8 protein-coding genes are annotated in these 12,613 nt (G+C 42.2%); 2 read left to right on the top strand and 6 right to left on the bottom strand.

What is annotated here, in order from left to right; all coding sequences use genetic code 11:
- Positions 1–66: 66 nt before the first annotated feature.
- From VM932_RS05920 to VM932_RS05945, 6 genes are all read right to left on the bottom strand, one after another.
- The gene (locus tag VM932_RS05920) at positions 67–1,284 is read right to left on the bottom strand and encodes an MFS transporter (RefSeq protein ID WP_326277704.1); all 1,218 of its coding nucleotides are present in this window, start codon (positions 1,282–1,284) and stop codon (positions 67–69) included.
- A 328-nt stretch (positions 1,285–1,612) separates the two neighbouring features.
- The gene (locus VM932_RS05925; protein WP_326277706.1) at positions 1,613–2,413 is read right to left on the bottom strand and encodes a hypothetical protein; all 801 of its coding nucleotides are present in this window, start codon (positions 2,411–2,413) and stop codon (positions 1,613–1,615) included.
- A gap of 23 nt (positions 2,414–2,436) precedes the next feature.
- On the bottom strand, positions 2,437–4,152 hold the full coding sequence (locus VM932_RS05930) for a SusD/RagB family nutrient-binding outer membrane lipoprotein (RefSeq protein ID WP_326277708.1): 1,716 nt from the start codon (positions 4,150–4,152) through the stop codon (positions 2,437–2,439).
- Between the two features lie 30 nt (positions 4,153–4,182).
- Positions 4,183–7,425, bottom strand: coding sequence for a SusC/RagA family TonB-linked outer membrane protein (locus tag VM932_RS05935; protein WP_326277710.1), 3,243 nt, complete (start codon positions 7,423–7,425; stop codon positions 4,183–4,185).
- Between the two features lie 371 nt (positions 7,426–7,796).
- Positions 7,797–8,279 (bottom strand): helix-turn-helix domain-containing protein, encoded by a 483-nt coding sequence (locus tag VM932_RS05940; RefSeq protein WP_326277712.1) that lies wholly within the window; start codon positions 8,277–8,279, stop codon positions 7,797–7,799.
- Between the two features lie 74 nt (positions 8,280–8,353).
- Positions 8,354–9,874 carry a helix-turn-helix domain-containing protein gene (locus VM932_RS05945; RefSeq protein ID WP_326277714.1) on the bottom strand — a complete coding sequence of 507 codons (1,521 nt, stop codon included), beginning with the start codon at positions 9,872–9,874 and terminating at the stop codon, positions 8,354–8,356.
- 342 nt (positions 9,875–10,216) lie between these two features.
- Between VM932_RS05945 and VM932_RS05950 the strand changes: the two genes are divergently transcribed.
- Entirely contained in the window at positions 10,217–11,302 is a 1,086-nt protein-coding gene (locus VM932_RS05950) for a tyrosine-type recombinase/integrase (RefSeq protein WP_326277716.1), read from the top strand.
- A 60-nt stretch (positions 11,303–11,362) separates the two neighbouring features.
- Positions 11,363–12,544 (top strand): IS256 family transposase, encoded by a 1,182-nt coding sequence (locus VM932_RS05955; protein ID WP_326277717.1) that lies wholly within the window; start codon positions 11,363–11,365, stop codon positions 12,542–12,544.
- The last annotated feature ends 69 nt before the right edge of the window (positions 12,545–12,613 follow it).

Consider the following 12,613-nt stretch of genomic DNA (forward strand, 5'->3'; position numbering starts at 1 on the left):
AAAACTAGACCTCTTTTTAGATGCTTAATGGTTTTGTTCCAAAGTGTTATTTCAGCAAGAACTTTTTTATCCTTTATTCTTTTTGGATAGTTTCTCCAAATAAAGGATTGCAATTCCGATACAGGCTCCAATGCAAGCCAAAATACCCCCCACAACACTGGCATAGTTAACCCCAAGACCAAAAACCATGGGCAGACCACCAAGATAGGCGCCCGAGGCATTTCCCATGTTAAATGCGCTTTGGTTCATGGAAGAGCCTAATTTTTCTGCACCCTTCGCGGCTTTTATTATTGCAATTTGGATAGGTGCTGCAATGGTAAACGTAATGACCCCAACAAAAAAGCTTAAGACAAATATGGCAATGCCATTACTGGCAAAAAGTGCGTTGAGGATCAAGATGATCGTCATGGACAGCATGCTAATGACCACCGATTTTACGGGGTTGAATGTTTCTACCATCCTTGCTCCCAAAAAATTGCCAAAAAGCATTCCCAGCCCAGCCACGATCATCACGTATCCTACGTTTGCTTCGGGCAGTTTTGTTACGGAGATCACCAACGGGGCAATGTAGCTGTACCAAGCAAAAAAACCGCCGGTTCCCACAGTGGTCAAAGCAATCAAGGCCCATAGTTTTTTGTTTTTTAAACCCGGTGATGCGCTTTTGGCGTGTTGGTCACCAACCTTTTCTTCCAAGTCCTCTTTGGGCATCCAAAAATAAAGGCTGGATATAGTGGCAATACCTGCAATGCCCACCAGCATAAACGAATAGCTCCAATGTAATTCCTGTCCAATATAGGTACCCAAAGGAACTCCTAAAATGTTGGCAATGGTCAATCCGGAAAACATAATGGCCATGGCTTGGGCCGCTTTGCCCGGTTTGGCCAAATATCCCGATACTACGGCACCTATACCAAAAAAAGCACCATGCGGCATTCCGGATAAAAACCGAAAGAGCATCATAACCCAATAGTTGCCGGAAAATGCGGATAAGGTATTGAAAACCGTAAACCACAACATCAAGAACAACAAAGTCTTTTTAGGGTTTAAGTTGTTTGTGATCCGAGCCATTACAGGGGCACCGATTACCACGCCCAAGGCGTAGATGGCGATAAAATGTCCTGCTTTAGGTATGGAAATTTCCATGGATTCAGCAATGTTGGGAAGAATTCCCATAATCACGAATTCCGTTAGGCCTATACCAAAACCGCCTATGGCAAGAGATAAAAGTGCTTTTTTGTTGGTTGATCGAGAAGTGTTGTCCAAGCTTATTTTCTTAAAGCGCAAAGGTAAGTCCTATTGCAGGAAGAAGTTGCAAGGATTTTTACTTAATTCTATTTTGAATGATCTGGGGAAGAATTAAAAACAGCCTTGAGGATTGGACTAATTCAAATACATTCAAAAAATGAAACAAATACTTTTGAAAAGATATTTTGGGTTCAAGGCTGTTATGAGGATTACTTTTTATATACGCCAAAAATACGTGGATGGATTATTTTTTGCGGAAATCCTCAACTACAAGTACCATTCCCGATTTAGTAGAACCTATTTGTTCCAAAAACAAAGTCCCGATCCATTTAGGTCGGGACTTTGTTTTTGGAACAATATGTCAAGATCAATTGATACAGGGTGACGGGTTGGGCCCAAAAGGTCCCAGTACTTCGCCATTCGGTGTTTCAATAGTGTAAACATGCTCTTCTTCGAAAGCACCGCTGGTATAGGAAATTACTAACGAGCTTGTTCCTTCTGGTACGTCCACATTGAATGTTGCTGCATCACCTCCGGTAAAAGTATAGTCGGTAGTTACGCCATCAATTTCAAAAGTAACAAAGGCACCGTCCCATCCATCGCCATAAAGGTCCTGCATATCGATTACCCAAGTCCCGGGAACCGTGGTTCCGGAAATTGGGGAACATTTGACCAGTACTATAAAATTAAAGGCCTGTAACTGTTCTGGCTGTCCGGTTACGGTGGCACTATAGTTTTCCGCAGTGGTTTCTGTACCATCAACTCCAGTGGATTTTCCTAAAAACCGGATAAAGTCACCTCCCGAAATATCATCAACGGTTATGCCCAGGGCACTAGCGATATCGGTATAGGGAATGGAAATATCACTTGGAAATTCCGTTATTGTTGCCAGAGGTACTGTATCGGTGGAGACTCCGCCCGATTCCAGGGTTACGCTTAAATCCCACGAAGCTACATTGTCGCTAGGGTCGTCAACGGTACCAGAAAAGGTGGAATTGGCCAAATCGCCTTTCGCAACAATGGTTTCATCCAACAAAATCCTAACATAAGGAGCTGCTGAATCTTCCAGTTCAAAAACATTGATCGGATTTTTGTCGTTGTCCTCGCAAGCTACAATTCCCAAAATTAGGAGAATAAGACCTAATATGTATTTAAAATTACTTTTCATCTGTATTGTTTTTTAGTTTTAAATCAATCAACGAATCCGTCCGGGTTGGTGTCCCAAAACACAGGAGTGCTAGGAGCGCTTTTCTGTGTAATGTTCGTATTGCTGTCCGCTGCGGTTTGCGAATACCACATAGATCTTAGGAACGGCCCCGGGTCGTTGGTGGTAAAAGCAGGAGTGAGGTTGTCCGGCTGACCGGTTCTTCTGTAGGTGTTATAAGCCTCTATTCCGTTGCACCACAATGCTATAAAGTATTGTTCTACAATAATGCGAAGCTTGTCCGTATCATCCCCGGCATCATAATTGGCCAATATTTCCGCTACATGATCGTCGATGGCCGTTGAGGTGGGTTCGTATTCCGTGCCACTTGCCAAAGATGCTCCAAAATCGACCACGGTGCCTATGGACTGTCTAATTCCTGTTTCCAAGTAGTCCCGAGCATTTCCAGTCGTGTTCAATGTCAACGCTGCTTCGGCCAACATAAAATAGGTGTAGGAGGACATTAGAATGGGTGAAATACCGGCTCCTACCAAACCTTCATTTATAGCTCCGGAACCGGATACATTTCTAAATGAGTCATCATCAAACGGTCCGCCAACAGGGTATGTACCATGCAATGTTCTAAAGGCGTCATCTGGTGGAATTCCGTCATCATCCAAGTGGTTTCTTCCCCAATATCCGCTTAAACCATTGGTTGCGGGCACTAAGCAATAGGGTTGTGAAGGATCCCACCAAGCGGGCAAGGATATTTCCGTAACACATTCTTTGGTAACAACATCGGCGCCTGAATAATCCGACTGTTGTCGGTAAAAGTAGTACCGTATTCTTGGGTCTGGGTCACTATACTGATTGGCCATCAGATCCATATAATAGTTACAGGTATAAAAATCCGAACTTGGCCCTGCGCCATCGTAGTTGGCATCAAAATAAGGATGTCTACTATCTGGGGAGGCATTGTTGGTGCCCCATTGGAACAAGAAATCATCGGAAGGATCTAAAATCAACTGGTTTCCACTGATCAACTCGTTGATGCGCGAGGTGGAAACAGATGCCCCAAACCCATCGGCACTGGCCAAACGTGTTTGCAGGTATAGCTTCAATCGCATGGTATTGGCAACTTTTTTCCATTGACTTTCGTTGCCGTCGTAAAAAAGGTCATTGGAAGGCAAAGAGGTCTCATCTTTATTCAGGTTGGCAATGGCATCGACTAAAAGTTGGTCTGCTGCTTGATAAATGGAAGCTCCTGAATCCACGGTTGGGTTTAGAATACCTTCACCGCCAGATACTGCCTCTGAATAGGGTACATCTCCGAAGAAATCCACCATGGACATCATGATATAGGCTTCTAAAATTTGCCCAATGGCAAGATGGGTGTACTGGCCAGCTTCTTCGGCCAAGGGGTTCATGGTTCTGATATCGATCAATGCCCTTGCGTAAACATTGTCCCAGACCCTATCAAAATCAGATGGGTCATAACTTTCACGATACGTTGGGCCAAACCCGTGTTGCATTCTTACCGGTTCCATTCCAAATTGACTGAGGCCGTTTTCGGCGCGCCCCTCTTCACCGGAATGGATTTGCGCGGTCATGAGTTGTATTTGATTCAGAAAGAAATCAACACTTGCCTGCGAAGGGTTTAATGCATTTGGACTCTCCACAACATCCAAGGATGTGGTCTCACAGCCCAACAAAACTGTCAGTGCAGCGATTATGAGACTTAGTATATTTGATATTTTTTTCATAATATATTTTTTGATTCTAGTTAGCTGCTTTTAAAATGATGCCCTTACGGTAAGGCCATACCTTCTGGTAGATGGCCCGGTAAAGAAATCGATTCCTTGCCCGTTGCCCACACCGGTACTGGAAGAATTGGTGTCGTAACGAACATTATCCGGGAAGTTTACCGCTTTGTACCATAGATTGGAACCAGAGAGTGTAAAGGATAAACTGCCAAAAGGAGTTTTATCCAACATTTTCTTAGGAATGGAATACCCCAATGAAGCTTCCTGGACACGGATAGTGGTGCCATCAAAAATATTTGCTTCGTTGATACCACCAGCAAAAAGGGTGTTGAATCCGAATTCTGTGGACGAAATGGCAACATTATTGGGTGTGCCGTCAGCAAAAACTCCTGGCAAAATATAATTGGATTCCCTGTGGATCGGATCATCCAGATCAACCACACCACGACCGATCAACCCTGCAGTGGTTACAGAGTAAACATCACCGCCATGACGATACTGTAAGTTGGCCGATAGGGTGAAGTTTTTGAAGGTTATTGTTGGAATCAACGCAGTGGTCCAATCTGGATTGGGATCACCTATTTCAGTAATATTGTTGTTCACCAAATAGCGACCATTTGGGCCTACAACTTTGTTGCCATTGTCATCTTTTAGAATGGTGCTTCCGAGCAAAACACCAAAGGGTCTGCCTTCCACGGCGTAGTTGGCTGCTTCGCCGGCTACGGCAAACGTCAATAGGATGTTGTTGGTGCCTTCGGCCAAATCGGTAACAATGGTTTCGTTGGCAGTAAAGTTTCCAGCTAGATTAAATCCTATTCCAGCTTCACTTTCCCTTAATAGATTAAGGTCGTAATCAATCTCGACACCTTTGGTCTCTACCTCACCAATGTTAACAAAAGTGGAACGGAAACCTGTGGAACTGTCCAAAGTACGGTTGGTAATCAGGTCGGTTGTTGATTTTTGGTACAAGCTCACATTAAAATTGAGGCTGTTGAACAACCGAGTGTCCAAACCTATTTCCAGTTCTTGAACTCTCTCTGGTGATAAATCCCTGTTCCCCAAAACATCCGAAACTGTGTTTCCTGATACTACATTGCCATTGAAATCTACAAAGGTCCTTGCGCCCAAGGTGAGGACATCCCGTGTATTAAATGGGGTAGGGAAACCTGCGGAGGAACCATAGCCCACTCTAAGTTTGGCATAGTTCAGTACGTTTCCTTGCAGTGCAGGGAATGCGGTTGTTGGAATAAAGGATAAACTGGCTCCTGGATAGAACAAGGAGTTGTTTTCCCTTTCCAATGTTGAGGACCAATCGTTTCTTCCTACCACATTGAGGTAGAGCAAATCGTTATATGAGAGGGTTGCATCTAAATAGACTCCAACTAGGTTTTCCTCAAAATTTTGATTCAAATTAGCTCCAGAGAAAGAGTTAACAGATGATGGGGTGGTAAAGTTGTAGTGTTCGAGCACTCCAAACACCAATTGTCCCTGACTTTCAATACCATCTTGTGCATAGGTATCCCTACGGCTATTGGCACCCAAAGTTGCGGTAAGGTTTACATCTTCGGAAAGACTTTTTTCAGCACTTAGAATCAAATCATGGTTCCAAATGGAGTTCCTTACTGATGTTGTCCTTAAAATACCCAAGGTTGGCCCATCTACTCCACCTTTGTTTTGTCCATAGGAGTTTAACTCGGTGTAGGTATCCAAACCAACACGATAGGTGAGGTTCATCCAATCGTTGATGGCGTAGCTCATGGAAACATTTCCTGTAAAACGGTCGGTTTCCTGAGAGGTTTTTGAGTTGGCCACGGTCCAATATGGGTTTTGGATATCGTTTCCTGAACGATAGTATAAACTTCTGCCATCTGCTGCTTGGAACGGAATGTTGGTTAAATCGACACTCCTTGGGGTATAAAGCACATCCCCAAAAATGGCAGAACCGTTAAAGGCGGCCCCACTACCGGTACTTACTGCATTTGGAGGTGATTTATATCCTGTCCTTGCAAAATTGAACACACCCGAAACGGTAAAGTTGTTGGACAAAGTAGCATTACCTCCCAAACTAAAGTTGTTGCGCAATAATCTGTTCCCGGGAGTAACCCCAATATCTTCCGTGCGGCCATAATTGGCATTAAAGTTTACTTTTTCCGAACCACCGCGAACATTAACGGATGTACTGTACACATAACCGGTCCTGAAGAATTCCTCGACGCCATTATAGGGTTTATAAGGATATTCGTCGTCCAAAAGGTCTTCGTAACCTGCAATCAGAGTCGGGTCGGCAATATAGTTGAATGGATGTCGGGTAAGTGCTACACCATTGGGTCCCGTACGAATATATTGTGCTGCCGTGGCTATGCCATCATCATCTGTACGATCAAAACGTGGTCCCCAGTTACTGAAGAAAAATCCGAAACCTTGATGAAACCCACTTCCGTAGTTATCTTGGAATTTTGGGAGTACTGCATTCGACATAAATACCGACTGTGTAACGGAAACTTCGGTTTTTGAGGGGGTGTCACCCGTGGCGGCACCTTTGGTGGTAATTAAAATCACACCATTTCTACCTCGGTTACCGTACAATACGGTTGCACTCAACCCTTTTAATACACTTACACTTTCTATATTGTTAGGATCAAGATCCAAAAATCGACTGGATTCGGTGTTTCCATCCAAAAAGTTGGTCTGTGTGTTGGTGCCAGAATCAAAAGGGATGCCGTCCACAATAAACAACGGTTGGTTGGATTGTGTTGCTGAGGAATATCCACGGATAATAATGTTGGTGCCTGAACCGGACATTCCATTATTGGATGTAATGTTGACCCCGGCGACTTTTCCGTTCAATACACGGGCAACGTCGGCCTCCGGTCTGGATTCCACTTTGTCGGATTCCACAGTGGTTACGGAGTATCCTAGGGATCGTTTCTCTCGAACAATACCTTGAGCGGTTACCACTACTTCTTCAAGTTGGGATGCATCTTCGGCCATTTGTACGTTAATGGTATTCCCTGTGCCAATACTTCTTTCTTGCGTTCTTTGTCCCAAATAGGAGAATACAAGAATATCTCCTTCACTGGCTTCAATAGCATAATTGCCATCAAAATCGGACTGTGTGCCTCGAACGGTTCCCTTAACAACAATGTTAACACCAGGCAAGGGTACCCCTTCTTGGTCGGTGACCGTTCCGGTGACCGTTTTTTCTTGAGCATGGGCAAATGCTATCGATAGACATATGGCCACCAGTGCTCCAAACAGTTTCTTTACTTTCATACGAATAAAGTTTTGTTAGTAATTTGAAATGAGTTAGAGCAACTGAGAAAGGAGGACGGCGCTAGGAAAATGATAGCTAATTCAAATAATACTTCTGGGAAGTGAACAAAACTTAATGGATTTTGTCTTTTTAAGAAGCAGAGCCTCTCACCGCCCTACCTTTACAATTGCATAACAAATCAACTTATAAGTGTCGTGGAGCAGGTACTTTTTAAACGGCAAGAACCTGAAAAACAAGGGTGCCCATGGGGAAGTACCGTTTTTAACACATAAAAATGGATTTGATAACAATTTGATAATGGGATGTGAAAAAACCTCTTGGATTTCCAAGAGGTTTTTGCGAATAACTCTGAACGATTTAATGGGTTCTGCTACGCCATCTGCATGTTGTTTTGATTGAAATCCACAGTAGCGGCAACAGATCTGTAATCGTTGGGGCTGAGCCCTGTTACTTTTTTAAAGGCACCGTAAAAGCTGTTCTTGCTGTTAAAACCTACTTCGTACATAACGGCCTTTACACTTAAAGTGGGGTCCGATACCAGAAGATGTTTTGCCTCCTTTATTCTGTATTCGTTCAAAAAGGAATAAAAGTTTTTGGAGAAGTACGTATTGATTACTTGGGACACCTTGTACCTATTGTCTTGAATGTGTTCCGAAAGTTCGTCAAGACAAATGGTGTTGTTCCGGTAAATCCTGTCCTCCTCAAAGGCCTTTTTAATTTTCCCTCGAATAGCAAGGGCTTCTTCTTCCGTAAGTCCGGATTTCTTGTACTTTTCATGACTGTTTAATGGGTCGGAGGTCAGTTCCTTCTGCCCAATGTACTTAAAAACGAGTTGCTTTAGTAGTCGTTTCATAGGATTGATGATTTTTGATTGATGACCACTAGTTAGCAATAAAACCCCTGTTTTTAGGTGTTCCCGATAAGAGTTTACCCCTGTTTTAAGTGATTGAGGTATTCGCTGGGAGTAAGATGGGTATCTTTTTTAAAAGCTTTGTTGAAGGATACCTTATTGTTGTAACCCACCTCGTAGGCGATGTCTATAATATTGAGTTCATTTTCTTTTTCAAGGAGTTCTTTGGCTTCTTGTATACGGTAAGAATTTACAAACTCCCTAAAGCTCATTTTAAAATGTTCGTTGATCAGTTGCGAGGCATTGTGTCGGGTAGTATCGAGTTTTTCGGCCACCATGTCAAGATTGATGTCATTTTTGCGGTATAGCTTATCTTTTAGAAATAGGTCGTTCAGGTTCTTTTTGAGCTCTTGTGAAAGACTGTCCGTTAAACCGGATTTTACATATTTTGGGAAAAGCCTGTTGGTGTAGGCGTATAAACCGCTAAATACGTCGGGCTGTACATTAGCGGCATATCCAACATACAGGACCATGGTGCTCATCAAAACAATGGGAGCATGATAGAATAGACCACTATTTACCCCTACATTAATATATATACCATAAATCATATAAACCATTACATAACTTATATGTATAAGATAGATGTTTTTTTGCCAGGTTCTGGTTTTTTTGCTCAAGCCTATTTTGTTCTTGACCAATATTAGATGGACCAAAAAAGCATATAAGCCTAGCGAAATTGCTTTAAGGGTCACCATCAAAAATAATTTAGTGGAATCCCCTGGATTTAAACCTTCTTGCAACCTTTGCAGCATTTGGTTCACTTTTTCTGATCCTGAAAAACCATAAACCGTAAAAATTAGATAGATGGTTAAAACCAAGGTGGGTAAAAAATGCAATATGTCGCTTTTGTTTAGGTCGGTTGATTTTGTAACTCGTTTAAAATAAAGAAAGAGCAGAGGTCCATATAGGAAGGAAGACCAAGTTGACATGAGGTAGGTGTGTGGAAACTCGAACACATAATTGGTCTGGTTTATGCATATATTTAAAATGAATAGTGAATGAATAAAGACAAAAGTGGCAATTAGAATTCTGGCTTGTTTGTCAATTTTTTTGTTAATCAATAAAACAAAGGTGACGTAAAATCCAATTAGGGAAACAAAAAAGTAAAAAATTGACCAACCTGTGAACTTTGGTAATACGGTTCCAGATAGTTTCGCAAAATTTTCTTCGTCTCGAATACTATCAAAATCTTCGTGTAAAAGAAAGGTAGGTTGAAAATCTATTTTAAAATAATCGTAGATGTATGAAATGGACTCATCGGGGTTCCCCAATGCCGCCTGACTAAGCGCTAGCTTTTTTAAAACATGGACTCTTTGTTGTTTATCATTTAGCCCAAGGTTTTTTTGATAAAGAGGAATTGCTTCCTTGTACCTGTGAATATTAAAATAGTAGTCTGCCCAATCCAGGGAATCTTTAAGTGTTTCGGCAGTAGGTGTGGGAAAACTGACATAACCGCTAGTTGTGGTAACGCCATAGGCAAACGCATGGTTTAGCCATAGAAACAGTAAGACAATATAGTTGGTAGATTGTCTCATTTTTGATTGATGATGAATTAGGCATTAACAATTTATGAAAATAAGCTGTTAAAATTGTTAAGAAACTATTAAAGCAGGTAAACCCCGATAAAAGTTTACCCCCTAGAAAGCTATATAAACTGAGGGACTGAGGTGAGAATACAAAAAAAGCCGAGAAAATCTTCTCGGCTTTTTTACTTCTAGTAGCGGGGACTGTACTAACACCTTGAACCTTTGGAAACTTCTATAAACTAATTATTTATATTAAATATCAGTTTATCAGTAAATTAAATAAAATTTTATTTCTATTTGTTTCGTTGTATTTCTATGATTTTCGTAGATTTCGGGAAAATATCGGGATAAATGGCCAATGTGAAATTAATAGTAAAAAGTACTAAAAACCCATCCGAAATATATGTAAGATTCTACAGGGGCAAAGAATTGGATATAACTTCTAAATCAGGTTTTTTAATCAACCCTAAGTTTTGGCATAAAAAAGGTTATGTGAAAAATATGGTTGACAGCCAATCCTCTCGTTTCTTAAATGAGAAGCTACCGAGATTAAAGGAGCATATCATCAATACGTTTAACGAATCTTATAATCAAGGTAAGATAATTAATAAAAAGTGGTTGGATTCAACTGTTATGAGTTTTCACTCTCAGCCTTTAAAAGATGAGGAGAATGAAAAATTTTACTTTACGCCCTTTTTTGAAGTTTTTGTGGATGACAAAGAGAATGAGGTAAGTATAAAAACTGGGAAAAAGTTGTCAGATAGAACAATAAAAAAGTACAAAGGAACTCTGAATGTTGTTAAAGCATTCGAATCTGAGAGGGACGTTAATTTAAGGTGGCGTGAGTTAGACAGTGAATTTCATAAGTCTTTTTTGGATTACATGACCAATGATTTACTATACAATAGAACCAATGCAAGTAAGCACCTTTCAATTATTAATCAGGTATGCTCCTATGCGAAATCAAAAGGGATTGAACTCAATCCGTATGCAGCCAATAATAAGTTTTCCTTGCCTAGGGATAAAACTTATGACCCTTATTTGAACATTCAGGAAATAAAGAACATTAGTTCATTGGATTTCTCAGATAACCCAAGATTAGATAATGCACGTGATTGGTTGTTAATTGGTGTTTGGACAGGTCTTAGAATATCAGATATTTTAGAGTTGAATAGTTTGCAAATCCAAACTGGAAGATTTCAAATCATGACCGAAAAGGTTAGTGATAAGGTAGTTATTCCTATTCACCCAGATGTCCAAACCATACTTGACAAAAGAGGCGGCAATTTTCCAAAAAAGATTAGTGACCAAAAGTTTAATGATTATATAAAAGAGATAGGTGAGTTGGCAGGTTTGACAGAAAGTATCCTTGGAGGCAAAAAAGTCAAAGTGACCTTGCCCAATGGAGAAGGACTATCTCATAAAGTGTGTAAATAGAAAATTAGCGGGGGCATGCCCCCGCTAATTTTTTTGTCTAATTTTAAATATTTGCACATTATGAAGAAAGAAGAATTGTTCAACGACGATTTCCTGAAGCAGTTCAAATCGGGAGACGAGCTCAACGGTTTTCTCAAGGAACTCCAGAAACGCGGCATCGAGAAGATGCTGGAAGGGGAACTGGACGGCCATCTGGATTACGAAAGGCACCAGAGGTCCAAGGACGGCAACTCCCGTAACGGGCACTCCAAAAAGAAGGTGCGTACCTCCTTCGGGGAGTCCGAGATATCCGTCCCCAGGGACAGGGATGCCAGTTTCAACCCCATGGTCGTCCCCAAGCGGGGCAACATGGTGGACGGCATCGAAAATGTCATCGTATCGCTATATGCCAAGGGGATGAGCAACAGCGATATCGAGGAGCAGATACGCGAGGTCTATAATTTTGACATCTCCACTTCCACCATATCTAGGATAACCGAAAAGGTGGCGGAGGACATCGTTGCCTGGCAGAACCGACCCTTGGAGCCGGTCTATCTTATCGTATGGATGGACGGGATCGTCTTCAAGGTCAGGGAATCCTCCAAGGTGATCAACAAGACCGTGTACGTGGCCGTGGGCCTGCGCAGGGACGGAAAAAAGGAAGTGCTCGGCCTTTGGCTGGGCAAGAACGAATCGGCGGCCTTCTGGATGTCGGTGCTCACCGATATCAAGGCCCGTGGCACCGAGGACATCCTGATCACTGCCACCGACAACCTGAACGGATTTACCGATACCATCAGGAACGTCTTCCCCGAGTCCAGAACCCAGATATGCGTGGTGCACCAGATACGCAATGCCTGCCGCTACGTGGTATGGAAGGACAAAAAAGCGTTCACCGCCGACATGAAGGGCATCTACAACGCACCCAACGAGAAGGCCGCAAGGGCCGCTCTGGAGGACTTCGCCCAAAAATGGGAGGGCAAGTACTCCTATGCCATAAGGAGCTGGAGGGACAACTGGGACGAACTCACCGTGTTCTTCGAGTTCCCCCTCGAGATACGAAAGATCATCTATACCACCAACCTTATAGAGAACCTGAACGGGAAGATCAGGAAGTACACCAAGAACAAGCTTTCCTTCCCCACCGACGATGCGGTGATGAAATCCGTATATTTGGCAACAAGGGAGGCCACCAAGAAATGGTCCATGCCCATCAGGAACTGGGGCATAATTTTAAACCAGTTCCTTACGATCTATCGTTAGTTTGTATTCTATAAAAATAAAGACAAGAAAAGAGAATGAATCGTGAAGTGTTACCTTGGCAAAAAAAGC

It is taken from the genome of Flagellimonas halotolerans, from assembly GCF_035818535.1.
Classification (GTDB): Bacteria; Bacteroidota; Bacteroidia; order Flavobacteriales; family Flavobacteriaceae; genus Flagellimonas; species Flagellimonas halotolerans.